The sequence below is a fragment of the Priestia taiwanensis genome (assembly GCF_014638355.1).
GTDB classification, from domain to species: Bacteria; Bacillota; Bacilli; order Bacillales; family Bacillaceae_G; genus Priestia_D; species Priestia_D taiwanensis.
The window spans coordinates 88,481-112,669 of sequence record NZ_BMFK01000003.1 but is presented as its reverse complement, the minus strand read 5'-3'; the positions used below and the strand labels follow the sequence as shown (position 1 = coordinate 112,669).

Genomic DNA, 24,189 nt, shown 5'->3' with positions numbered 1-24,189 from the left:
TCTTCCCGTCTACCGGGTAAGAATGGCTATACCTTTTTTTCTACTTATTTTGTCAGATAGCGGCGTGCTCGTCTGCGCCATTTGTACATGACATAATATAGTACGAAAATATACGATGCGGTTACATAATAAGCCCATAATTCTTTCTCTCGTATCATCCGTACAAGGAATTCAAATTCATTTTCGTTGAAGCGTATTCCGTACCCTACGCCGAAAAAGATAAGTATTGCAACGTTTGAAATCGCAGCGATAATTAGAAGCACAGAGAGAAAATGAAAGCCAGTCGTAACTAAGCGCCTCACACTAAAATAAAGCCCCATTACTAAAATGAAGTAATAAAGAATCCAAATCCACATTGGTAATGTCTCCTGCATGTTGATCCCTCTCTTCAATGGTGTTATTACATCATATTCAACTTCTAGGCAATGTACACAATTATTTTCAGGTTCATACGAAGGTTCGACATACCGGGTTTTGATAGGGTTCATCAAATGATAGATTCTATAAATAGGTTGCAACGGCATTTTTGTTAATAATGAAGGAATTTTCAGATAAATATTTGACATCACCAATCTTTTCATTATAAAATCACGGTAACTGAATAGACTTATCAAGAAAAGGTGGAGGGACTGGCCCGATGAAACCTTGGCAACAGCCGGTATAACCGGAATTGTGCTAAATCCTGCAGGCTTGACCTGAAAGATAAGAGAAGAATCGTGGGTGCAAACTGCTTCTTTTACCTTTTGGGAGAAGCGGTTTTTTTATGTTGGTTAAGAAAAAGGGGGATAACGATGAGCGAGAAGTGGGGAAACGGAACGATTTGTGTACAAGGTGGATATACACCGAAAAAAGGAGAACCACGTGTGTTGCCACTGTATCAAAGTACAACGTACAAATACGATACGGCGGATGATTTAGCTGCTTTATTTAATTTAGAGGCAGAAGGTCACATTTATTCTCGTATTAGTAATCCAACAGTCGCAGCCTTTGAAGAGAAGATGAATCAGCTAGAAGGCGGTGTTGGAGCTGTTGCAACAGCTTCTGGGCAAGCGGCTATTATGCTTGCAATCTTAAATATTTGCCAAGTGGGTGATCATATTTTATGCGCAGCGACCGTATACGGCGGGACATATAACTTATTTGCGGTGAGCTTGAAAAAGCTTGGCATCGAGGTGACATTCTTCGATCCAGAACTTCCAGCAGCTGATATTCTCAAGCTAGCTAAGCCAAATACGAAAGTGCTGTACGGAGAAACGATTGGGAATCCAGGGCTCAATATATTGGACTTCGCGGTATGTAAGGAAGTCGCGACAGAGCTAAGCGTGCCGTTTATCGTGGACAATACGCTTGCTACCCCTTGCTTATGCAAGCCGTTTGAACACGGTGCAAATATTATTGTTCATTCAACAACGAAGTATGCGGACGGTCATGCGACGAGCCTTGGTGGCGTAGTCATTGATGGTGGGAACTTTGATTGGACAAATGGGGACTATCTTGAATTTGTCGAACCAGATCCGAGCTATCACGGTGTGAAATATGTGGAAGCATTTGGAGCAGCTGCATACATTGTGAAGGCTCGTGTACAGTTACTTCGTGACTATGGAAACTGTATGAGCCCATTCAATGCCTTTTTAAGCAACATTGGTTTAGAAACATTGCATCTTCGTATGGAACGTCATAGTAATAATGCCCTCGAAATTGCGAAGTGGTTAGAAACGAACGAACATATTAGTTGGGTGAATTATCCGGGATTAGAAAGTAGCGAGCAATACGAGCGTACGACAGCGTATTTAGGAAAAGGCGCAAGTGGTGTCCTAGCATTTGGTGTGAAAGGTGGTTTCGAGGCAGCGAAATTATTTATTGAGCAGTTGAATGTAGCTGCGCTTGTGACACACGTAGCCGATGCTCGTACATGTGTCATCCATCCTGCTAGTACGACGCATCGTCAATTATCACCTGACCAACAAAAAGCCGCAGGGGTAACAGAGGATTTAATTCGTCTATCAGTCGGAATAGAAGATGTAGGAGATATTATTGCTGATTTGCAGCAAGCGTTAGAATCAGGGGGAGAATGAAATGCCGATTGTTATTAACAAAGATTTACCTGCAGCGAAAATACTACGAAACGAAAATATTTTCGTCATGACGAATGACCGTGCGGAAACGCAAGATATTCGTCCACTAGAAATTGCAATTTTAAATTTAATGCCAACAAAAATTGAAACAGAAACACAATTGTTACGATTACTTGGAAATACACCACTTCAAGTAAATATTGATCTCATTCATACGGAAACACATAAGTCCAAAAACGTATCGGAGCACCATTTGGAGTCCTTCTACAAAAGCTTCCGAGACATTAAACATCGGAAGTTAGACGGCATGGTCATTACGGGAGCGCCAATTGAAACGATGGAATTTGAAGATGTGAATTACTGGAGTGAGCTTGTCGAAATTATGGAATATACGAAAACAAATGTGACTTCCACGCTTCATATATGTTGGGGTGCACAAGCGGGGCTTTATCATCATTATGGTGTACAGAAGCATTTAGTAGATAAGAAAGTATTCGGTGTGTTTGAACATAATGTGCTAGAAAAAAACGTTCAGTTGTTCCGGGGATTTGATGATTGTTTCTATGCACCGCATTCCCGTTATACAGAAGTACGACGTGACGAAATTAAGCAAATTCCAGAATTGACGATTTTAAGTGAATCAGATGATGCAGGTGTTCATATTGTCGGAAGTAACGATAAGAAGCATATTTTCGTGACGGGGCATAGTGAATACGCAGGGTGTACATTGAAGAAGGAATATGAGCGTGATGTTCAAAAAAGACTTGATATTGATGTACCTGTGAATTACTTTAGGAATAATGATCCGTCGCAAGAACCAGTTGTTAGATGGCGAGGTCATGGGAATTTACTATTCTCGAACTGGTTGAACTATTACGTGTATCAAGAAACACCGTATGTGTTATAAAAACAAACGTCCTTTCATATGGAAAGGGCGTTTTTGTTGGTACGTTTGTCCTTTCTATTGGTAGGCATAACATGTATACATATATGTGTTGTTTCCGTTCATCCTAACTAGCATACATATAGGATAAAAGGTGGTGCTAGTATGTACATGCTGATGGTATTTATGGGTGAGGGGATAAGTGTGGAAATGAAGCCAAAATCGATACATCTGGCGAATACATCAAGCTTACAAACAATCTTAAAGCGTCCAGATGCACCGCTTCAATTAGCTAAGTTCTTGAAAGAACGTTTCATAGAAATACATGGTCATGATATACACATTACGGCGAAATCATTGGCGATTGAAATCTTAGGTCATGTGTATGTTGGAAACTTTGCAGAGGTTGTGAAGAAGATTCCACACATTCCAAAAATCACCCTTCCCATTGTGAAAACGGCGACGAAAGTAACAGACCGAACGGATGTAATTGATTGCGGAGAAAAAGACGTGGACAGCAATAGATGGATATGGGACCGGTTAGCGATGTTCTATGATAGCTTTGTACATTATTTGTATGAAATAGAAAAAGGAAAGAAGTAATAGATGAAAAGCGTGAAAAATGTTCTTCTAGAAGAACGTCTTTCACGCTTTTTCTATCTATTGAAAGAAAGGTTCATTACTAGATGATGTTGATTTTTTGATAGTAAAGGATATTTCATGCACGGAACGGAGAGTCGTGACTCCTGCGGGAAAAGCGAGGAATGGGAGACCCCGCAGGCTAGCCAAGGAGACTCGCTCTCGCCCGCGGAAAGCGTCCACTCGTAGTGCAGTGCATAGGCTATCCAGCCTTTTCGTAAAGAACTAATATTCTTATTTGAAGCTGCTCATTGTACGTCTATAAATCTAGCACAACTGCCATTTCTTTTCCGAAACGATTCCCATGATCGACGAATCCTACACTAGCATATAGCTGATGTGCGCCAGTATTCCCAGGGTGATAGCCAACAACAATTCGTTTTGCCTGTGGTAACGTTGCGATTTCTTCTATTATTAATTGCATTGCTCGCTTACCAATTCCGCGTCCTTGGTATTGTTTATCCACCATGATGCGATAAATCCAATGTCCACCTAATTCTTCTTCCACCGTATTAAACATGAAGAATCCTACTGTCTTCTCTTCATACTTGATGGCGAACGTTCGAAGAGAAGGTTCGAACTTTGATTGAGCGATAGATACAGCATTTGGCTCAATGTGATTTGTTTGATTTTCCGCAACCTCTAATTGACAACATTCATACCAATTGTGTTCATGTAACTCTTCTAATACAACGTTATGAGTTTTCATTTTAATCTCCTTTAGATTACTAGTTTCTTCTATTGTTAGTTTAATTGAAATAATTGTAAATTACTACTAGGACAGATGATAGAATGTGTCGCATAGAGAAGGGGGTGTTTTTGTGGAATATCGATGATGATTGCTTTTTGTTGTTTTTCCTTGCATATAAGCAAGTATTCTTATTAACATACAACTGCGTAATCTTTCTTAGCAACTAAGTGGATGGATACTCGTGTCTAGTGAAGAGGAGATGGAAGATATATCCTGTTAAAGGCTAGTTTACATGCGCGTGAAAAATGTCGAAAAGTTTTTTGAAACAACTTGTAAACGCTACCATTATTGTTATATCAATAACCCTTTCTTTTGCGGTTTGTACTTTTATTCTAATTATTCAGAAAATTCTTTGATTTATAAAGCGAAAAGGTGTACACTAGATGACAATTATAGGTGAAAGAAAAGAATAGCATTTGTTTAAAGATTTCAAGAAGGAGAGACAAAGATGGCGGAACAGTTAATTTTCCTTAATGGTGAATTTGTGAAAAAAGAAGATGCAAAAGTTTCGGTTTATGATCATGGTTTCTTATATGGAGATGGAGTGTTTGAGGGAATCCGCGTCTATAGTGGGAACGTCTTTCGATTGAAAGAACATCTCGTGCGACTATATGAATCAGCGAAAGCAATCCTGCTACATATTCCATACACACTAGAAGAGATGACAGCAATCGTCGTGGATACAATTCGTCAAAATGAGCTATTAGATGGATATATTCGCCTAGTCGTATCGAGAGGGCCTGGAAATCTTGGATTAGATCCAGCATCTTGTCCAAAGCCAAATGTTGTTGTGATTGCGGAGCAGTTAGCGTTATTCCCGAAAGAAATGTATGAAGCGGGTATTCCAATTATTACAGTGGCGACGAGACGTAATCGTCCAGATGTATTAAGTCCACAAGTGAAATCATTGAACTATTTAAATAATATTTTAGTACGTATTGAGGCACAGTTAGCAGGTGTATCGGAAGCCCTAATGTTGAACGACCAAGGATACGTAACGGAAGGTTCGGGCGACAATGTGTTTGTTGTAAAAGGAAACAAAATCGTTACACCACCAGCATCATGTGGTGCGTTAGAAGGAATTACACGCAATGCAATTATTGAATTAGCGCAAAAGCTAGGATATGACATGCGTGAAGAACTTGTAACACGTCATGATGTGTATGTAGCAGATGAAGTGTTCTTAACAGGTACAGCAGCGGAAGTTATTTCGGTAACGAATGTAGATGGTCGTGTCATTGGTACTGGGGTACCAGGACCGATTACGAATGTATTGTTAGATGAGTTCCGTCAACTGGTTGTACGTGACGGAGAGAAAGTATACGAGGAAGAGAAGATTAGCTAGTAGGAGGAGAAGAACATGCGTAGCGATATGATTAAAAAAGGAATTGACCGAGCACCGCATCGTAGCTTGCTTCGAGCAACGGGGGTAAAAGAAAACGAAATGGATAAACCATTTATCGCTATTTGTAACTCCTATATTGATATCGTACCTGGTCATATCCATTTGCGTGAGTTAGCGGATGTAGCAAAGGCGGCAATTCGTGAAGCAGGTGGTATCCCGTTCGAATTCAATACGATTGGCGTAGATGATGGTATCGCGATGGGGCATATTGGTATGAGGTATTCATTGCCAAGCCGTGAAGTAATCGCAGATGCAGCAGAAACGGTAATCAATGCGCACTGGTTTGACGGTGTGTTCTACATGCCAAACTGTGACAAAATTACGCCAGGTATGTTAATGGCGGCAGTACGTACGAACGTACCAGCTGTATTCGTATCTGGTGGACCGATGGAAGCGGGCTTGTCAAAAGACGGAAAAGCGCTATCGCTCGTATCTGTATTTGAAGGTGTTGGCGCATTCAAGTCTGGAAGCATGGCACTTGAAGAGCTATTAGATATTGAAAAAGCTGCTTGTCCAACGTGTGGTTCGTGTTCGGGAATGTTCACCGCAAACTCGATGAATTCCATCATGGAGATGCTTGGTGTTGCATTACCTGGAAACGGAACGATTGTAGCGACGAGTAAAGAGCGTCACGAGTTAATTCGCCAAGCGGCGTTTCATTTAGTTGATCTCGTGAGGAGAGACATTAAGCCACGTGACATCATTACAAAAGAAGCAATTGATGATGCATTTGCGCTTGATATGGCAATGGGTGGTTCAACGAATACGGTTCTACATATGTTGGCGATTGCGAACGAAGCTGGCATCGACTACGACTTAGAGCGTATTAATGAAGTAGCTGAGCGCGTACCGTATTTATCAAAGATTAGTCCAGCATCACATTATTCGATGCATGATGTTCATTTGGCGGGTGGAGTTGCCTCTATTATGAACGAATTAACACGTATTCCAGGTGCCATCCATCCCGACCGTATAACCATTACGGGGAAAACACTTGGAGAAAATGTGAAACATGCGGAGATTACGAATGTTGATGTCATACGAACAATCGAAAACCCATATAGTCATACTGGAGGTCTATCCATGTTATTTGGGAACGTCGCTCCAAATGGTGCCGTTATCAAAGTAGGTGCAGTAGATTCTTCTATCAAAGTATTTGAAGGAGAAGCGATTTGCTTTGACTCCCATGATGAGGCAGTAGAAGCCATTGATAACGGAGTAGTTCGTGAAGGGCACGTTGTGGTTATTCGTTACGAAGGACCAAAAGGTGGGCCAGGTATGCCAGAGATGCTTGCCCCGACATCTTCTATTGTTGGAAGAGGACTTGGAACGAAAGTAGCACTTATGACAGATGGTCGTTTCTCTGGTGCGACGAGAGGTATTGCAATTGGACACGTGTCGCCAGAAGCAGCAGAAGGTGGGCCAATTGCATATATCAAGAACGGCGACAAAATTATGATTAACTTAGAGAAGCGAACAATTTTCTTAGATGTTGATCGAGAAGAGCTAAATGATCGTAAAGAGTTATTCGTAGCGCCAGAACCGAAAGTAAAAACAGGTTATTTAGCGCGTTATGCGAAACTCGTTACATCTGCAAATACTGGTGGTATTTTAAAAGTTTAATAGATTGAAAGCATAGATAGGGAAGAGTAGTTGTCTTGCGAAGCCTCACAGAGAGTCGGTGGGTGGTGGAAACCGATGGTTCGCAGCAATGAATGTCGCCCAGGAGTGACAAACTGAACATCCAGTTGGATCTAGGTTTGAACGGTAGCTGCGTTATAGGCTTTTCGAGGTAAACGATGGTTTTTGTTTTGTTCGTTTACGAAGAAGGGTGGTACCACGAAATCTTTCGTCCCTTTAGCTTAGCTGGAGTGTGGGTGAAAGGTTTTTTTGTTGTTTTTTCAAGTAAGCATATAGAAGGGGGAATGAAGAATGGAAGCGCATATGCAGCAGACAGCGCAAAAGCTGGAAACTGGTGCGACGTTGTTAATTGAAGGATTGAAGGAAGCGGGGGTAGAGATTATTTTTGGGTATCCAGGAGGGGCGGTATTACCTCTATATGATGCTTTGTACGATCTCGATATCCCACACATTTTAACAAGGCATGAGCAAGGTGCTATTCATGCGGCGGAAGGATATGCACGTGTAACAGGGAAACCTGGTGTTGTCATTGCGACGAGCGGACCTGGTGCAACGAATATTCTCACGGGTCTAACAGATGCGATGATGGATTCATTGCCACTCGTTGTTTTTACAGGTCAAGTAGCAACGACGGTGATTGGAACAGATGCATTCCAAGAAGCCGACATCATTGGCTTAACGACACCAGTGACGAAGCACAATTACCAAGTTCGTAACGTAAGTGACTTACCGCGCATCATGAAAGAGGCATTCCATATCGCAACAACCGGAAGACCAGGGCCAGTAGTGATTGACTTACCGAAAAATATGGTTGTCGATGCAGGTGTGAGGCCAGAGAAGGTTGAGATGGACTTACCAGGTTATCAACCGACGTATGAGCCAAATCGCTTACAGATCGCAAAGTTGCTAAAATTAATTGGAAATTCAGAAAAACCAATAGTATTAGCGGGGGCAGGTATCCTTCATGCAGATGCATCGAATGAATTACGCACATTTGCACGAGCGTATCAGTTACCAGTGGTGCATACATTACTTGGATTAGGTGGATTTGATCCAGAAGACGAACTATTCCTTGGTATGGGGGGGATGCATGGATCATATACGGCAAATATGGCGTTATACGAATGTGATTTACTAATCAATATTGGCGCACGGTTTGATGATCGTCTCACAGGAAACTTACAGCACTTTGCGAGACGGGCGAAAGTAGCACATATCGATATTGATCCAGCTGAAATTGGCAAGAATGTACCAACGCATGTACCGATTGTTGGCACGGCAAAGCGAGCACTTGAAATGTTGCTGGAGGATATACAGCCGAAAGAGAACCATGGGGATTGGCTACAACTTTTACAAGAACGAAAAGAGAAGTATCCGTACGTATATCGTAATGATTCACCACAATTAAAGCCACAAGCGGCGCTTGAAATGTTGTACCGTGTGACAGAAGGAAAGGCAATCATTACGACAGATGTAGGACAGCATCAAATGTGGGCAGCACAGTATTATCCACTCGCAGAGCCGCACCGCTGGATTACCTCTGGTGGACTCGGCACGATGGGATTTGGTTTCCCGGCCGCAATTGGGGCGCAGTTTGCGTATCCGGACGAACTTGTTGTTGCGATTGTTGGTGATGCTGGATTCCAAATGACACTGCAAGAGCTTTCTGTACTGAAAGAGCATAACCTTCCGGTGAAAGTATTCATTATGAATAACGAAGCGCTTGGTATGGTTCGTCAGTGGCAAGAAGAGTTTTATAACAAACGCTACTCGCATTCACTCATACCAGTTCAACCAGATTTCGTCGCATTAGCAGAAGCATATGGGTTAAGGGGTGTGCGCATTGCAAATCCAGCGACGGCAGAAGAAGAGTTAAAACAAGCGATTGATTATGATGGACCAGTCGTTATTGATTGTCGCATTCTTCAAGCAGAGAAAGTAACGCCGATGGTACCACCGGGAAAAGGCGTGCATGAAATGGAAGGTGTAGAAGGATGAAACGAATTATCACCGCAACGGTACGAAATCAGAGTGGTGTATTGAACCGCATTACAGGTGTAATGACTAGACGTCAATTCAACATTGAAAGTATTTCGGTTGGTCATACAGAATCAGCGACGTTCTCACGGATGACGTTTGTTGTTCACGTCGAGACGAAAGGCCAAATCGAACAGTTACTTAAACAGCTGAACAAACAAATTGACGTACTAAAAGTTACCGACATCACCGATGAAGCAATGATTGAACGAGAACTCGCCCTTATTAAAGTAGCTGCGCATTCGCATTCTCGTTCAGAGATTTATAGCTTAATTGAGCCGTTCCGTGCATCTGTTATCGATGTTGGAAAAGATTCAATTGTCGTACAAATTACAGGAACACAAGAGAAAGTAGAAGCACTGATTGACTTACTACGTACGTTTGGGATTAAAGAAATTGCCCGTACTGGCGTAACAGCCTTTACACGTAGTACGAAAAAACAAGAAAAAAATCAAACGCTAATTATTAGCTAATAAAAATATGGAGGGATTTACAATGGCAAATGTTTATTATCAACATTCAGTAGAAAAGAACGTATTAGAGGGAAAGAAAATTGCAATCGTTGGATACGGATCACAAGGGCATGCACATGCACAAAACCTTCGTGACAATGGATTCGATGTAGTAATCGGTCTTCGTCAAGGGAAGTCGTGGGAGAAGGCAGTAGAAGATGGGTTCCCTGTAAAAGCTGTCGCAGATGCAGCACAAGAAGCGGATGTAGTAATGGTATTACTACCAGATGAGCGCCAAGCGGAAGTATATGAGAATGAAATTGAGCCACATTTAACGGTCGGAAAAGCGTTAGTATTCGCACATGGTTTCAACATTCATTTTGGTCAAATTACACCACCAGAAGATGTGGATGTATTCCTTGTAGCACCAAAAGGACCTGGTCATCTTGTTCGTCGTACGTTCTCAGAAGGCGGCGCCGTACCAGCATTATTTGCGGTATACCAAGACGCAACAGGCACAGCTCGTGAGAAAGCTTTATCATACGCAGATGGTATTGGTTCAACGCGTGCAGGTGTACTTGAAACGACATTTAAAGAAGAAACAGAAACAGATTTATTTGGAGAGCAAGCTGTTCTTTGCGGAGGTACAACAGCGCTTGTAAAAGCGGGATTCGAAACACTTGTAGAAGCTGGTTATCAACCAGAAGTTGCATACTTTGAATGTTTACACGAGCTAAAACTAATTGTGGACCTTCTATATGAAGGAGGATTAGCGAACATGCGCTATTCGATTTCAGACACAGCACAGTGGGGAGACTTCGTATCTGGTCCACGCGTTGTGACAGATGAAACGAAGAAAGCAATGAAAGAAGTATTAGCGGATATCCAAAATGGTACGTTCGCAAAAGGATGGATCGAAGAGAACAAAAATGGTCGTCCACAGTTCAATGCAATTAACGAAGTAGAAAACAAACACCAATTAGAAGAGGTTGGTCGTGAATTACGTGACATGATGCCATTCGTACAGCCAAAAGTCAAAGTTGAGGTGAAGTAACCATGAGCCGTATCCAACTGTTCGATACAACGCTTCGTGATGGAGAACAATCGCCAGGTGTGAACTTAAATGCGGTTGAGAAACTACAGATTGCTCGTCAGCTCGAACGACTAGGAATGGATATACTAGAAGTTGGTTTCCCTGCGGCGTCACACGGTGACTTTCTCGGTGTACAACAAATTGCCAATACATTGAAGAACTGTTCAGTAACAGGACTCGCACGTGCGAAAGAATCTGATATTCGTACGGCATACGAAGCATTAAAAGGTGGCATCGATCCTCGCATTCATGTGTTTATCGCAACGAGTGAGATTCATTTGAAGCATAAGTTACGGATGTCGCGCCAAGAGGTGTTAGAGGCAGTGAAGTATCACGTTGAACTGTGTCGTGAGCTGTTTCCGAAAGTTCAGTTCTCCGCAGAGGATGCAACACGAACAGACTATGTATTTTTAGCACAAGTTGCTGAAATTGCAATTCAAGCAGGGGCTGAAGTCATTAATATTCCTGATACAGTTGGATACACAAATCCAGTGGAGTACGGTCGATTGTTCCACTATTTACGTCAACATGTGCCATCGTTTGAGAAAGCAATCTTCTCTTGTCATTGCCACGATGATTTAGGAATGGCCGTGGCGAACTCGCTCGCTGCGATTGAGAACGGGGCACGACAAGTAGAAGGAACGATGAATGGAATTGGCGAACGTGCTGGCAATGCGGCACTTGAAGAAATTGCAGTCGCACTTCATATTCGCCAAGACCACTACGGAACGCCGTCACGTATGAAACTAAATGAAATTGCGAAGACGAGTACGCTTGTGAGCCGTTTGACTGGCATGGCAGTACCACGAAATAAAGCAATTGTCGGGGCGAATGCCTTTGCCCATGAATCAGGTATTCATCAAGACGGTGTATTAAAAGAAGTAACGACGTATGAGATTATCTCGCCTGAATTAGTTGGCGTAACAAATAATTCACTCGTTCTTGGAAAGCATTCTGGTCGTCATGCGTTCATCAATCGTATGGAACTTCTCGGCTATGAACTTGACGAGCAAGAAATTGAGAAAACATTTAAAGCATTTAAGAGTTTAACAGATACGAAGAAAGAAATTACGGATGCAGACTTACATGCATTAGTCGCAGGAGGGAAAGCGTCGTACAATCAACCGTTTGAGATTGAACATGTGCAAGTACATTTCGTTTCAAATGGTACACAATCGGCAACAGTTCGTGTGAAAGATAAAGACGGGAATGAAGTGGAAGATGCCGCAACCGGTGCAGGTAGCATTGAAGCGGTGTACAACGCAATCCAACGTATTTTGAACATGGATTGTACATTAGTTGATTATCGCATTCAGTCGATTACGCAAGGGCAAGATGCATTAGCACAAGTGCACGTGGAATTACAGTTAGACGGATGTCGTGTATCTGGTTACGGCGTAGCGCAAGATGTACTAGAAGCATCAGCGCGAGCATACGTACATGCGGCAGGAAAGTTAAAAGAAGTATTTGCAGAAACACGCTCGTGAGGTGAAGAAGATGGAAGGTAAGATTACATGTTTACAAGGTGATGGAATTGGACCAGAAGTAATGGCAAGTGCGAAGCAAGTATTATGCGTGATTGGTGAAAAGTATGGGCATACGTTTCATCTTCATGACGCAGACTTTGGTGGTATTGCGATTGATACACACGGTGAGCCTTTGCCAGAGGCGACGCTACAAGCATGCCTTTCAAGTGATGCGATTTTATTAGGTGCTGTTGGTGGTCCGAAGTGGGATACGTTAGCGGTTCGACCAGAAGCAGGGTTACTTGGACTGCGTAAAGCATTAGGACTTTTCGCGAATATTCGTCCTGTATACGTGCATCCAGCAGTTGCACACCTGTCTCCGCTAAAAGAAGAAATTGTGCAAGACGTGGACTTCGTTGTTGTGCGTGAGTTAACGGGAGGTATTTATTTTTCCGAGCCAAAAGAACGCACGAGTGAACATGCGACGGATACGTTGACATACACACGAGAAGAGATTACGAGAATCGTCCAGCATGCGTTCGAACTTGCTCGTACACGTCGTAAAAAAGTAACGTCAATTGATAAAGCGAACGTGATGGAGTCAAGTAAACTATGGCGTGAAGTGGCGAACGAAGTAGGGGCGAATTATCCAGATATCGTGCTAGAACACTTATTAGTGGATGCGGCGGCGATGGAATTAATTCGTCGTCCGTCCCGCTTCGATGTGGTGGTAACGGAAAACTTATTCGGCGATATTTTAAGTGACGAAGCGTCCATGATTGCTGGATCATTAGGATTATTACCATCAGCGAGCCATTCGCTAGAGGGACCATCCTTATATGAACCAATTCACGGATCAGCACCTGATATTGCTGGGGAAAATAAGGCGAATCCACTAGCAATGCTGTATTCGGTAAGTATGATGTTACGTCATTCATTTTTATTAGAAGAAGAGGCGAATGATGTGGAGCGCGCCATTTCAGCTGTACTAGCGGCAGGCTATCGTACAGGTGACTTACGAGGAGAAGCGACGACGACGTTATTTACGGAAAAAGTCGTGCAGGAACTTGCGGGAGTAAAAGAGGGGGTATAAGCGTGGGGAAGACGTTATTTGATAAGCTGTGGGAGAAACACGTTGTAGCTGGGAAAGAAGGTGAGCCGCAACTCTTATATATTGATTTACATCTCGTGCACGAAGTAACGTCTCCGCAAGCATTTGAAGGACTGCGTTTAGCGAATCGACGCGTACGCCGCCCTGATTTAACATTTGCGACGATGGATCACAACGTGCCAACGACAGATCAATTTAATATTACGGATGCGGTTGCGAAGAAGCAAATTGATACACTTCGCGACAATTGTACAGCGTTTGGCGTGACATTGGCGGATATCGGTGATGAACGTCAAGGTATTGTGCACGTCATTGGACCAGAACTTGGTTTAACGCAACCGGGCAAAACGATTGTATGCGGCGATAGTCATACGTCTACACACGGAGCATTCGGAGCATTGGCGTTTGGAATTGGTACGAGTGAAGTGGAGCACGTTCTTGCGACACAGACGCTTTGGCAGAAGAAACCAAAGTCAATGGGCGTGAAGCTAACAGGCAACATTCCAAAGGGTGTGTATGCGAAAGACGTTATTCTTCATTTACTTGCGACATATGGGGTATCAATGGGAACGGGACATGTGATGGAGTTCTTTGGCGATACGATTTCAACTATGTCGATGGAAGAGCGGATGACAATTTGTAACATGGCAATTGAAGGCGGCGCAAAAGCTGGCTTAGTGGCGCCAGATGAGAAGACATATGCGTTTGTACAAGGTCGTGCATATGCTCCGCAAAACTACGATGAAGCAGTGAATGAATGGAAAGAGTTATATACGGAAGAGGATGCAACGTTCGATTATTTGATTGAAGTAGACGTTTCAACACTTGCACCTTATGTAACGTGGGGAACAAATCCAGGTATGGGTGTGCGAGTAGATGAAGCATTTCCGGCTATGACGGATGAAAACCTTAAACGAGCGTATGAATACATGGATTTACAGCCAGGACAAACACCCCTTACTATTCCAGTGAAACACGTCTTCATTGGTTCTTGTACGAACTCACGCATCTCTGATTTACAAGAGGCAGCACGTTTCGTCCAAGGAAAGAAAGTAAAAGAAGGGGTGCGCGCACTCGTTGTACCAGGTTCGAATAAAATTAAACAGTTAGCTGTGCAATTAGGGTTAGATAAAATTTTCATAGAGGCTGGCTTCGAATGGCGAGAAGCAGGTTGTTCGATGTGTCTTGGAATGAATCCAGACCAAGTGCCAGCAGGTGAGCACTGTGCATCGACGTCGAACCGTAACTTTGAAGGACGACAAGGAAAAGGTGCACGTACGCATCTTGTTAGCCCAGTAATGGCCGCAGCCGCTGCGATTTATGGACACTTTGTTGACGTACGAAAGGAGGAGCATCATGGAGCCGCTACGCATGCATAAAGGAACGACTGTTACACTTATGAATGATCATATTGACACTGATCAAATCATTCCGAAGCAATTTTTAAAACGAATTGAACGAACAGGATTTGGCCAGTTCTTATTCGATGAATGGCGTTTTCTTGATGATCGTTCACCGAACCCATCGTTCCCACTAAATGAACCGAGCCGGCAAGGCGCATCGGTATTAATTACAGGGGAAAACTTCGGTTGTGGTTCCTCGCGTGAACACGCACCGTGGGCCCTTCATGACTACGGATTCAAAGTAATCATCGCGGGAAGTTTCGCTGATATTTTCTACATGAACTGTACAAAAAACGGCATGCTTCCAATTGTATTGCCAAAGGAAGCACGCGCACAACTCGCAAGCCTATCTGCTGATGAAACAATCGAAGTAGATTTAGATGAGCAAGTCGTGAAAGCTTCATGCGGAGAGTATCCTTTCGATATTGAACATGTGTGGAAAGAGAAACTGTTAAACGGCCTAGATGATATTGCAATTACGCTTCAATACGAAGCACAGATTGCGTTGTATGAGGAGAAGATTTCGATAAAAAGTTAAATTGATTGGTGAAAAACAAGAAAAAGGAATTGTCGTTGAAACGACAATTCCTTTTTCTTGTTTTAAATAGAGTGAACTCTCGACTTACTACGCATAACAAAAAACACAATTGGGTTCACGATGCTAAACAATAAGATTACGATAGCCATATCGAATTGAAGTTCATCTCCACCTAACCCAAGCTCATCGACAATAATTCCATTATAGAACAGTAATTGAGCCGCTAAGAGTGTAGAAACAATTGATAGCCCGACTACTGCTAAACCATTCACCATTTTTTCCCTTAATTTCGGTGTCACAACAAAAATAAATATAATGAAAGATGCGACTAAAAGTGTAATAAAGACAGGTCGTAATAATACAAATTCTCCTGCTATTTCAAATGATTTGTATGAGTACATACATACCTCCACAGATTTTCTTCCCTTAAAACAATAACATAATATGGTAAATAATACTTGTGATTTAAACAAAGAATTGTCCTCTTACTATTGTAAATGAGAAAAAATAGGTTCATATTTCTACAATTTCTCATCAAATTCTAATGTAGCTCTCAGCCTCTTCTTTTTTTCGTTGCTTAAGATAAGGAGTAGAAAGAGGGAAAACCAAAAGGGTGAAGGGAGTTTTATATAGATGAGAATTTTAGTTGTGCCTTCGGGCTTTAAGGAAAGTTTAGATGCGGAGCAAGCAGCACAGTGCATGAGAGAAGGAATTATGCGTGTCATGCCACTGGCAAGAGTACACACATTGCCGATGGTAGATGGTGGTGAAGGATTTACGAAAGCGTTAGTGAAAATTACAGACGGACGATTATATGAAGCAGAAGTAACAGGACCAGTTGGAGAGAAGATTCCATCTCACTTCGGGATACTCGGACAAAAACAAGAAAAAACAGCAGTAATCGAAATGGCAGCGGCAGCAGGGTTACGACTCGTACCACGAAATATGCGTGATCCACGTAAGACGACGACGCATGGTGTTGGTGAGTTAATTAAACTTGCATTAAATAAAGGAGTCAAACGTATTTTGTTAGGGTGCGGTGATTCGGGGACGTCAGATGGTGGTGCTGGCATGGCGCAAGCACTTGGTGTGAAATTCCTTGACACGAATGGCAATGAGATTCATATCGAAGGCGGAATCTCATTAACGAAAGTTGCACACATTGATGTATCAAATGTCGATCCGCGACTTCAACACGTCCAAATCGACGTTGCATGTAACTGGTTCAACAAGTTATGCGGTGAGAACGGTGTAGCACGTGTCTTCGGTCCACAAAAAGGGGCAACGGAAGAACAAGTCATTGAACTTGAAACAGCATTTAACAATTATGCTTCTGTTATTGAAAACATAACAGGAATCGATGTACGAGAGATGCCAGGTAGCGGTGCATCTGGTGGACTTGGAGCTGGTATTCATGCTTTAATCGGTGCCAAGCTTCATCCGCGCTACGACATTATTATGAAGTATATCGATTTAGATACGTTATTAGCAGAAAGTGACTTAGTGTTTACGGCAGAAGGAAGTATCGACTTCCAAACACCACGTGGGAAAATTCCGGCAGAAGTTGCAAAGCGTGCGAAGCAATACGGCTTACCAGTAGTGGCACTAGCGGGAACAGTGGGGAAAGGAGCAAGACTAAATTATGATTATGGCATTGATGCATATACGAGTATTTTGCCAATGCCATCGACGTTAGAAGAAGCATTTATTCACGCGGAGAAGTGGTTGAGGGATTGCACGGAAAGCGCAATGCGTACGATTCTAGTAGGTTATCAGCTTGCTTCCCGGTTAAATACGAAAGGATGGGTATCGTGATTGTCCAATTTGCTAGAAAAGAAGAGCCACAACTACCAATAAAACCGAAAAAAGAGGCGAAATGGGTCTTACCGATTGGACTCATTCTTATCGTCGAACTTCTACTTTTGCTTCCATCATCGTTAACGATGGAAGCAAAGTGGAGCTTGTTTGCTTTCTGTTGTGCCGTTATTTTATGGACGACAACAAGCATTAATTCTGCATATATTGCGCTAGGTGTGGTGCTTTTTCTAATTGTGACTGGAACAGCAAAACAAGATATCCTTTTCGAATCGCTAGCTTCTGATATTGTATGGTTGATGATCGGTTCTTTCATTCTTGGCGGGGCACTTCAAGTAACGGGCTTGGCTGGGAAAATGACAAATCTTGTTGTTGGAAGGGCAAAAAATGTGAGTAGTGTCTTCACGTTATTAACGGTTGTGATTCAATTACTCGCATTTTTTATCCCGTCAACATCAGGAAGAGGTGCGGTGTTGCTACCAGTGTTTCAATCGTTAACGAAAGAATTAGGAAGTCGGCGAGTGACGAAGGCGATGGCGATTCTGATTCCGACAATCATTCTTGTATCGACGAGTTCAACGATTATTGGAGCTGGTTCACACTTTATCGCGCTTGATATGTTAAAAGAATTTAGTGGGAAAAGTATTTCCTTCGTCGAGTGGTTAATATGGGGATTACCATTCGGAATTGTCGCGAGTTTCATTTCATGTCGTGTTGTACTCATGCTATTTCTTGATAAAGAAGAGCGTAAAAAGAAACTAGCTCCAAAGCAAACAACATTTGCGCTATCTCGCAACGAGAAATATACACTGGGCATTCTAGCAGCGATGGTTCTTTTTTGGCTAACCGAACGTGTACACGGAATGGAAATTGCAACAGTGACAGTTATCGGTGCCTTTCTATTAACATTGCCGGAAGTAGGTGTAATGAAGTGGAAAGACGGGGTCAAAGCTGTATCGTGGAACTTGATTTTATTCGTTGGAGCGGCGATTGCGATTGGGAAATCACTCATTGAAACTGGTGCAGCACAGTGGATCATGGAGAAGTTATTTTCTTTCACCGCGTATCTAGATGGAAATTCTACATTTATGATTTTGCTTGTTCTTGTCATTTTATCGTTGACATCTCATCTGTACGTAACGTCCCATACGACACGAGCGGTTATTTTCGTGCCTCCCCTACTTTACTTCGCGAGTAGTTTACAACTGAATGAAGTGGCTGTCCTCTTCATTGGGATTGTTGGGATGAATTATTGCTTAACGTTCCCAGTTAGTTCGAAGGCACTGCTTCTTTTCCAAGAAGGAGAGCGAGAGACATTTCAGCCAAGGGATTTACTGAAATTAAGTGCATACTTAAGTGTCATTCATATTGTGTTAATGGTAGCTTTTTACTATGGATATTGGCAATGGACAGGTTTGTCCCTATAGGATACTTCTCCCTTTTAAGTCATGGAAATACTTGTTACAATCGAGAAAGAATGTTAATCGGAGGAGGATTCCATGGCAGAGCGTATTTTAGTAGTGGAAGATGAGGAGAAAATTGCCCGTGTGATTCAGTTAGAGTTAGAGTTTGAAGGGTATGAAAGCGAGATTGCGAAGACAGGGATTGAAGCGTTAGATAAATTTCGTGAAGGAAGCTGGGACTTAATTTTACTTGATGTTATGCTTCCGGGATTAAGTGGAATGGAAGTACTTCGTCGTGTACGTGCACAAAATGCGGTTGTACCAGTCATTTTGTTAACAGCACGAGATTCGGTCGTTGATAAGGTGAATGGACTTGATCAAGGTGCAAATGATTATATGACGAAGCCATTCCAAATTGAAGAATTACTTGCACGTATTCGCGCATGTTTGCGTCTATCGCAAGCGTTGAAGAAAGAAGAAGAGAGTGCTAGCTTACAAGTTGCTGATTTATGTATTGATGAGAAGACACGAGAAGTAACGCGTGGTGATAAGCAAGTGGAATTAACGCCGCGAGAGTTTGACTTGCTTGTATTCTTAATGAAGCATGCGAATCAAGTACTCCAGCGCGAACAAATTTTGACGAACGTCTGGGGATTTGATTATTACGGGGATACGAATGTCGTGGATGTATATATTCGCTACTTGCGAAAGAAAATTGATCAAGAGTTTGATACACCGCTTCTCCATACAGTCCGGGGCGTTGGTTATATGTTAAAGGGGTAATCTATGAAAATACAAAATAAAATTCACCTCTTCTCAACAGGCTGGTTATTACTCATTTTACTCATTATTAATAGTGCAATTTATTTTTCCTTTTACAATATCACGACGAGTAACGAAGTAGATCGCTTGCAGAAGGAAACGAGACATTTAACAGATGGCATTAACAAATCAAAAGAGATTAAAGCAGATGATCTTCTTCAACCATACTTACCGGCAAATGGAATGATTCGTATTATTGATGAGAAGTCAGAGGTAATCATTGAACAGTATGTCGAAGAAATCCTTCCGTTAGAGGCAGCGCAGTTTGATCGTCAAGAATCGGAAGGTATCTACGAAAAGGATGGTAAGAAATATGCATTCGTGAAGTTACCAGTCATTTGGTTAGATGGAAAAGTCGTAACACTTGAAGTAACGGAAGGTTTAGATAGTATTCAATCAAACTTAACGATGCTACAACGAATTTTAATGATTGCCTCGCTTTGTGTACTTATTCCTGCCTTTTTCGCAGGGCGTATGTTAAGTAACTTGTTACTACGACCAGTAAATTCAATGATTCAAACGATGGAAGATATTCAGGAAAGAGGAATCTTTAAGAAAATACACTTAGAAGATCGCTCTAAAGATGAACTATATAAAATGGGCAATACATTTAATAAAATGATGGATTTACTCCAACAAAACTTTGAAAAACAACAACAATTCGTTTCCGATGCTTCGCATGAATTGAAGACGCCGTTAACCGTTATTGAAAGCTATGCGAAATTATTGAAGCGTTGGGGAACGAAAAAACAAGATGTGATGGAAGAATCAGTTGAAGCAATCTATTCAGAGGCTATTCGTATGAAGGATATGACGAACCAAATGCTTCTGCTTGCAAATAATAGTGCAGAGTGGAATTTAGATATGAAAGAAGTAGATGTCACGAAATTATGCTGTATATCAACAGAACAGTTAGAAAAGGCGTATGGAAGAGAATTTCGTATGATGTGTGATGAAACATCAGTGTTAACATATGCAGATGAAATGAAGCTGAAACAAGTACTTGTCGTCTTATTAGATAATGCCATGAAATATAGCAAAGGTACCATCGAAGTAGATGTTGGCGAGCAAGATGAACAAATTTACTTTTCGGTGAAAGATTATGGTATGGGAATCCCAGAAGAAGATTTACAGAAAGTATTCGATCGTTTCTTCCGTGTGGATAAAGCACGTAGTCGTGAAACGGGCGGAGCAGGTCTTGGTTTATCAATTGCGAAACAAATTGTCGATGCCCATCAAGGTTCTATTCAGTTAGAAAGTGAAGAAGGAAAATGGACGAAAGTATCTGTCTATCTACCAGTACTTTCGGCGTGAAAGTAGGGATACAATGAAGAAAAAATGGAAGATTGCATTGCTTGCCTCCTTCGCTATCGTTACGATCGTATTCGGTGCACAGCGTATTATCGCAACGCAAGATAAAGTGGTGTTAGCGAAGGAAGATATAGAGGCAATTGTGGAAAAACAGTACGATGGCAATGTAGGGTCAATGGAACTGACAAGTGAGGATGTATATTCGATTACATTCTCAAACAAAAAAGGGAAATATAAGCTGCTTGTGAATGCCTATACAGGAGAAGTGATTGAGCTAGAAGAAACAGAGCTTATTTCAAAGGAGATAACCGAGGAAGAAGCAAAAGAACGTGCGAAACAACAAGTAGATGGAGAAGTTATATCTATTAAGCTAGAAGAAGACATCTATGTGGTAGAGATTCAAAAGAAAGATAATAGTGGTATCGAAGTAGTGAAAATAGAGAAGAAAACAGGTGAACTCGTTTCACAGGGACAGCAACCAGAGAAGCCACCAACACAAATTACTGCACAAGAAGCGGAACAAACTGCATCAAATCATGTGGTAGGAGGAACAATTCTCGGTACAGCATTAATTGAATCAAACAAAGGACCTGTCTATAATATTTCAATGAAACAAGGAAACAATCTTTTTGATGTACGAGTACACGCTATTACACGTGATATCGTAAGCACAACGAAGAAGAGCCAGGCAAGTAGTGATGACGACGATGATGATGACGACAAGGACGATAATAAGCAACAACCAAACAATACAGAAAAGAAGCCGCCAAACAAGCAACAACCAGCTCAAAAGCCGAAGCAACCAAATGATGATGATAACGATGACCAAGGCGATGACGACGGTCAAGATGATGATTAAGAAAAACGCACAGTGTATGTACACTGTGCGTTTTTTATGCATAAAGATATTTTGAAATAATGAAGAAATATTAAGAAAGAATTCATAGAATGTTAATGGAACAAGTTCATCCCATCCTTTAGTATAAAAGTATAAAGTAGGTCGGAAAAAAACAAATGGGGTGTAAAGGGTGGATAAATCGACGTTGATGTACATATTAACAGCTGGAGTTGCGATTTGTGCAGGGGGATTGTGTATTCAATATTTTGCCTCGACTTTTACAGAAGAGTACAGGGAAGAGGAGATAGAAGATCGAGTGGATAAAATTATTTCAAAATGACACGCTTATTTTATCATAAAATAAGCGTGTTTTTTCTTTTGGTATGACAGTGAAAAAAGATTGTTCTCCGTATATTCCTCATGATAAAATCACTTTACAATAAAAAATTATCATTATGATAATAAAAAATTATAAGCGTGAAATGGTGTGGCTAAAGGGAGAGTTGCTTGTGAGTAGGGAATGGTTGTTGAAGCAGTATTCCCCACTTGTGAAGTTTATTTCGAGTGTAGTGGGGAAGCATTGTGAAGTCGTGTTGCATGATTTGTCACGTCCAGAAAGTTCGGTCATTGCGATTGAAAATGGGTATATTACTGGTCGGAAAATTGGGGATGCACCGACAAATTTAGTGTTGAAAGTATTGCAAGATAAGACGTATGTAGAGAAAGACTATATCGTGAATTACAAAGCTATCAGTAAAGAGGGAAACGTATTTCGTTCGTCTAGTTTCTTCATTAAGAATGAACAAAATGCATTAGTGGGGATGCTATGTGTGAACGCAGACGTGGCACATTATGCAAAAGTGAAAGAACTGATGGAAGAATTTATGGGGTTTAAAGAAGAGGTAATGCCACAAGATATTGTCCACGAAGAAACACATGCGTTCGAGCAATTGCATGGTAACGTAGAAGATGTTCTTTCTGCTATTATTATGCAGACGATTGAGAGTTTCGATGTGCCTCCAGAGCGTATGTCTGTGAGTGAGAAGATGAGTGTGGTACGTGACTTGTATGATCAAGGAACGTTTTTATTAAAAGGTGGCGTGTGTGAAGTAGCGAAGATGTTGAAGGCATCAGAACCAACGATTTATCGTTACTTGCATAAAATCAAAGAAGAAACGACGGAGCGTTAGGGGGAGACATATGCAACAGGAGAAAATCTTGCAGGTGTTAGAAAAAGAGTTGGTCGTAGCATTAGGGTGTACAGAACCAGTATCGATTGCTTTAGCGGCAGCAACAGCTCGCGAACATATTGCTGGTGATGTTAAGTCTATCGAGGTACTAGCGAGCGCGAATATTATTAAAAATGCAATGGCAGTAGGAATCCCAGGTATGCAGGCGACGGGCATTGATTTTGTTTCCGCGTTAGGGGCATTAGCTGGAAAAGCGAAGCGGAAGTTAGAAGTGCTAGAAGGGGTAACACTTGAGGACGAACAACGTGCACTCGATTTAGTTGGAACGGGAAATGTAACGGTGGATCTAGCTGATACACCGAAAAAGTTATATATTGAAGTGAAGATTACGACGACAGAAGGATATGCAAAAGCCATCATTCAAGATAACCATACGTTTATCGCGTTAGTCGAAGTGAACGGTGAGATGGTGTATAAGAATGGATGCGGAAATACACATTTTGCTTCATCAGTGGAAGAGCGTGATGTATTAACGATTCCAGAAATTTATGAGTTTGTAACGACAGTAGATGTTGCAGAATTAGATTTAGTAAAACGAAGCATCGAGTTAAATCGTACCGTTGCATTAGACGGACTGAAAAACGAGTATGGTTTACAAGTCGGAAAGACGTTAAAAGAAAATGTAGCAAAAGGTATCTTATCAGATGATTTAACAACACATGCGATGGCATTAGCGGCGGCAGGATCAGATGCACGTATGGCGGGGTCCACACTTCCGGTTATGGCGAACTCGGGGAGTGGAAACCAAGGGATTGCGGTAACAATGCCAGTTGTCGCAGCCGGAGAAAAATTACATGTGTCAGAAGAGCAGTTAATCCGTGCGGTAACGCTTAGCCATTTATTAGCGATTTTCGTGAAAAATCAGTTTGGACGATTATCAGCACTTTGTGGCGTAACAGTAGCAGGAGCAAGTGCTTCCGCAGCAATTACGTATTTACTTGGTGGAGACTTAGAGAAAGTGAAGTACGCCATTCAGAACACATTAGGAAATGTAACTGGTATGCTTTGTGACGGAGCAAAAGCAGGATGTGCGATGAAGGTTGCGACATGTTCAAGTGCTGCGGTACAATCAGCATTATTAGCATCACAAGGGATGTGTATTTCCGCAACAGATGGATTCATTGAAGAAGATGTAGAAAAAACAATTGAGAACTTCTGCCGTTTAGGAAATGAAGGATCACCTAACATGGACAAAATTATGTTAGAGATGATGGTGAATAAAAGAAAATAAGAATAGAAGGACAGTTCGTCTTTCT

General features: G+C 41.8%; 23 protein-coding genes, 1 riboswitch and 1 other annotated feature. Of the genes, 20 read left to right on the top strand and 3 right to left on the bottom strand.

Annotated features, from left to right (window positions below):
- Positions 1-44 precede the first annotated feature (44 nt).
- Positions 45-374: a hypothetical protein gene (locus IEV41_RS15450; RefSeq protein WP_188389399.1), complete on the bottom strand. Its 330-nt coding sequence runs from the start codon at positions 372-374 to the stop codon at positions 45-47.
- 230 nt (positions 375-604) lie between these two features.
- Positions 605-709, top strand: a riboswitch (SAM riboswitch).
- Positions 710-791: 82 nt separating this feature from the next.
- Between IEV41_RS15450 and IEV41_RS15445 the strand changes: the two genes are divergently transcribed.
- From IEV41_RS15445 to IEV41_RS15435, 3 genes are all read left to right on the top strand, one after another.
- On the top strand, positions 792-2,075 hold the full coding sequence (locus IEV41_RS15445) for a bifunctional O-acetylhomoserine aminocarboxypropyltransferase/cysteine synthase (RefSeq protein WP_188389398.1): 1,284 nt from the start codon (positions 792-794) through the stop codon (positions 2,073-2,075).
- A 1-nt stretch (position 2,076) separates the two neighbouring features.
- Positions 2,077-2,982 carry a homoserine O-acetyltransferase MetA gene (gene metA, locus IEV41_RS15440; protein WP_188389397.1) on the top strand — a complete coding sequence of 302 codons (906 nt, stop codon included), beginning with the start codon at positions 2,077-2,079 and terminating at the stop codon, positions 2,980-2,982.
- 141 nt (positions 2,983-3,123) lie between these two features.
- Positions 3,124-3,561 carry a hypothetical protein gene (locus IEV41_RS15435; protein WP_188389396.1) on the top strand — a complete coding sequence of 146 codons (438 nt, stop codon included), beginning with the start codon at positions 3,124-3,126 and terminating at the stop codon, positions 3,559-3,561.
- 295 nt (positions 3,562-3,856) lie between these two features.
- Here IEV41_RS15435 and IEV41_RS15430 read toward each other — a convergent pair whose 3' ends face one another.
- A complete protein-coding gene (locus IEV41_RS15430; protein ID WP_188389395.1) occupies positions 3,857-4,306 on the bottom strand; it encodes a GNAT family N-acetyltransferase in 450 nt (149 codons plus the stop codon).
- Between the two features lie 490 nt (positions 4,307-4,796).
- On the opposite strand from IEV41_RS15430, the gene ilvE reads away from it, so the two are divergent.
- The 9 genes from ilvE (at position 4,797) to leuD (ending at position 15,494) form a co-directional block, all read left to right on the top strand.
- The gene (gene ilvE / locus IEV41_RS15425) at positions 4,797-5,693 is read left to right on the top strand and encodes a branched-chain-amino-acid transaminase (RefSeq protein ID WP_188389394.1); all 897 of its coding nucleotides are present in this window, start codon (positions 4,797-4,799) and stop codon (positions 5,691-5,693) included.
- A 15-nt stretch (positions 5,694-5,708) separates the two neighbouring features.
- Complete coding sequence (ilvD, locus tag IEV41_RS15420; protein ID WP_188389393.1) at positions 5,709-7,376, top strand: dihydroxy-acid dehydratase; 1,668 nt, start codon at positions 5,709-5,711, stop codon at positions 7,374-7,376.
- Between the two features lie 4 nt (positions 7,377-7,380).
- Positions 7,381-7,613 (top strand) — a binding site (T-box leader).
- 84 nt (positions 7,614-7,697) lie between these two features.
- Positions 7,698-9,392, top strand: a complete 1,695-nt coding sequence (gene ilvB / locus IEV41_RS15415) for an acetolactate synthase large subunit (protein ID WP_188389504.1) — start codon at positions 7,698-7,700, stop codon at positions 9,390-9,392.
- Entirely contained in the window at positions 9,389-9,904 is a 516-nt protein-coding gene (gene ilvN / locus IEV41_RS15410; protein WP_188389392.1) for an acetolactate synthase small subunit, read from the top strand. Before ilvB ends, ilvN begins: the two co-directional genes overlap by 4 nt.
- A 22-nt stretch (positions 9,905-9,926) precedes the next feature.
- On the top strand, positions 9,927-10,937 hold the full coding sequence (ilvC, locus tag IEV41_RS15405; RefSeq protein ID WP_188389391.1) for a ketol-acid reductoisomerase: 1,011 nt from the start codon (positions 9,927-9,929) through the stop codon (positions 10,935-10,937).
- A gap of 2 nt (positions 10,938-10,939) precedes the next feature.
- Positions 10,940-12,463 carry a 2-isopropylmalate synthase gene (locus tag IEV41_RS15400; protein ID WP_188389390.1) on the top strand — a complete coding sequence of 508 codons (1,524 nt, stop codon included), beginning with the start codon at positions 10,940-10,942 and terminating at the stop codon, positions 12,461-12,463.
- Between the two features lie 10 nt (positions 12,464-12,473).
- Positions 12,474-13,535: a 3-isopropylmalate dehydrogenase gene (gene leuB / locus IEV41_RS15395; protein ID WP_188389389.1), complete on the top strand. Its 1,062-nt coding sequence runs from the start codon at positions 12,474-12,476 to the stop codon at positions 13,533-13,535.
- A gap of 2 nt (positions 13,536-13,537) precedes the next feature.
- The gene (gene leuC, locus IEV41_RS15390; RefSeq protein WP_188389388.1) at positions 13,538-14,932 is read left to right on the top strand and encodes a 3-isopropylmalate dehydratase large subunit; all 1,395 of its coding nucleotides are present in this window, start codon (positions 13,538-13,540) and stop codon (positions 14,930-14,932) included.
- A complete protein-coding gene (gene leuD / locus IEV41_RS15385) occupies positions 14,910-15,494 on the top strand; it encodes a 3-isopropylmalate dehydratase small subunit (protein WP_188389387.1) in 585 nt (194 codons plus the stop codon). The genes leuC and leuD overlap by 23 nt, the downstream gene beginning before the upstream one ends.
- Positions 15,495-15,556: 62 nt before the next feature.
- Here leuD and IEV41_RS15380 read toward each other — a convergent pair whose 3' ends face one another.
- Complete coding sequence (locus tag IEV41_RS15380; protein WP_188389386.1) at positions 15,557-15,895, bottom strand: hypothetical protein; 339 nt, start codon at positions 15,893-15,895, stop codon at positions 15,557-15,559.
- A gap of 232 nt (positions 15,896-16,127) precedes the next feature.
- On the opposite strand from IEV41_RS15380, the gene IEV41_RS15375 reads away from it, so the two are divergent.
- The 8 genes from IEV41_RS15375 to IEV41_RS15340 all read left to right on the top strand — a co-directional run bounded on the left by IEV41_RS15375 (position 16,128) and on the right by IEV41_RS15340 (position 24,164).
- Entirely contained in the window at positions 16,128-17,309 is a 1,182-nt protein-coding gene (locus IEV41_RS15375; RefSeq protein ID WP_188389385.1) for a glycerate kinase family protein, read from the top strand.
- The gene (locus tag IEV41_RS15370) at positions 17,306-18,736 is read left to right on the top strand and encodes an SLC13 family permease (RefSeq protein WP_373284252.1); all 1,431 of its coding nucleotides are present in this window, start codon (positions 17,306-17,308) and stop codon (positions 18,734-18,736) included. Before IEV41_RS15375 ends, IEV41_RS15370 begins: the two co-directional genes overlap by 4 nt.
- 72 nt (positions 18,737-18,808) lie before the next feature.
- Positions 18,809-19,495 (top strand): response regulator transcription factor, encoded by a 687-nt coding sequence (locus tag IEV41_RS15365; RefSeq protein ID WP_188389384.1) that lies wholly within the window; start codon positions 18,809-18,811, stop codon positions 19,493-19,495.
- Between the two features lie 3 nt (positions 19,496-19,498).
- Positions 19,499-20,848 carry a HAMP domain-containing sensor histidine kinase gene (locus IEV41_RS15360; protein WP_188389383.1) on the top strand — a complete coding sequence of 450 codons (1,350 nt, stop codon included), beginning with the start codon at positions 19,499-19,501 and terminating at the stop codon, positions 20,846-20,848.
- Between the two features lie 13 nt (positions 20,849-20,861).
- A complete protein-coding gene (locus IEV41_RS15355; protein ID WP_188389382.1) occupies positions 20,862-21,704 on the top strand; it encodes a PepSY domain-containing protein in 843 nt (280 codons plus the stop codon).
- A 169-nt stretch (positions 21,705-21,873) separates the two neighbouring features.
- Positions 21,874-22,023, top strand: coding sequence for a hypothetical protein (locus tag IEV41_RS15350; RefSeq protein WP_188389381.1), 150 nt, complete (start codon positions 21,874-21,876; stop codon positions 22,021-22,023).
- A 169-nt stretch (positions 22,024-22,192) separates the two neighbouring features.
- On the top strand, positions 22,193-22,873 hold the full coding sequence (locus IEV41_RS15345) for a helix-turn-helix transcriptional regulator (RefSeq protein ID WP_188389380.1): 681 nt from the start codon (positions 22,193-22,195) through the stop codon (positions 22,871-22,873).
- Positions 22,874-22,883: 10 nt separating this feature from the next.
- Positions 22,884-24,164, top strand: a complete 1,281-nt coding sequence (locus tag IEV41_RS15340) for an L-cysteine desulfidase family protein (protein ID WP_188389379.1) — start codon at positions 22,884-22,886, stop codon at positions 24,162-24,164.
- The last annotated feature ends 25 nt before the right edge of the window (positions 24,165-24,189 follow it).

Bases quoted from the DNA above. Each gene is read 5' to 3' on its own strand.
- ilvN (WP_188389392.1), top strand. From the start codon at position 9,389: ATGAAACGAATTATCACCGCAACGGTACGAAATCAGAGTGGTGTATTG.
- IEV41_RS15355 (WP_188389382.1), top strand. From the start codon at position 20,862: ATGAAGAAAAAATGGAAGATTGCATTGCTTGCCTCCTTCGCTATCGTT.
- IEV41_RS15445 (WP_188389398.1), top strand. From the start codon at position 792: ATGAGCGAGAAGTGGGGAAACGGAACGATTTGTGTACAAGGTGGATAT.
- IEV41_RS15435 (WP_188389396.1), top strand. From the start codon at position 3,124: ATGTACATGCTGATGGTATTTATGGGTGAGGGGATAAGTGTGGAAATG.
- IEV41_RS15375 (WP_188389385.1), top strand. From the start codon at position 16,128: ATGAGAATTTTAGTTGTGCCTTCGGGCTTTAAGGAAAGTTTAGATGCG.
- metA (WP_188389397.1), top strand. From the start codon at position 2,077: ATGCCGATTGTTATTAACAAAGATTTACCTGCAGCGAAAATACTACGA.
- IEV41_RS15380 (WP_188389386.1), bottom strand. From the start codon at position 15,895: ATGTACTCATACAAATCATTTGAAATAGCAGGAGAATTTGTATTATTA.
- IEV41_RS15360 (WP_188389383.1), top strand. From the start codon at position 19,499: ATGAAAATACAAAATAAAATTCACCTCTTCTCAACAGGCTGGTTATTA.
- IEV41_RS15430 (WP_188389395.1), bottom strand. From the start codon at position 4,306: ATGAAAACTCATAACGTTGTATTAGAAGAGTTACATGAACACAATTGG.
- IEV41_RS15365 (WP_188389384.1), top strand. From the start codon at position 18,809: ATGGCAGAGCGTATTTTAGTAGTGGAAGATGAGGAGAAAATTGCCCGT.
- IEV41_RS15340 (WP_188389379.1), top strand. From the start codon at position 22,884: ATGCAACAGGAGAAAATCTTGCAGGTGTTAGAAAAAGAGTTGGTCGTA.
- ilvD (WP_188389393.1), top strand. From the start codon at position 5,709: ATGCGTAGCGATATGATTAAAAAAGGAATTGACCGAGCACCGCATCGT.
- ilvE (WP_188389394.1), top strand. From the start codon at position 4,797: ATGGCGGAACAGTTAATTTTCCTTAATGGTGAATTTGTGAAAAAAGAA.
- leuD (WP_188389387.1), top strand. From the start codon at position 14,910: ATGGAGCCGCTACGCATGCATAAAGGAACGACTGTTACACTTATGAAT.
- IEV41_RS15400 (WP_188389390.1), top strand. From the start codon at position 10,940: ATGAGCCGTATCCAACTGTTCGATACAACGCTTCGTGATGGAGAACAA.
- leuB (WP_188389389.1), top strand. From the start codon at position 12,474: ATGGAAGGTAAGATTACATGTTTACAAGGTGATGGAATTGGACCAGAA.
- IEV41_RS15450 (WP_188389399.1), bottom strand. From the start codon at position 374: ATGCAGGAGACATTACCAATGTGGATTTGGATTCTTTATTACTTCATT.
- ilvB (WP_188389504.1), top strand. From the start codon at position 7,698: ATGCAGCAGACAGCGCAAAAGCTGGAAACTGGTGCGACGTTGTTAATT.
- ilvC (WP_188389391.1), top strand. From the start codon at position 9,927: ATGGCAAATGTTTATTATCAACATTCAGTAGAAAAGAACGTATTAGAG.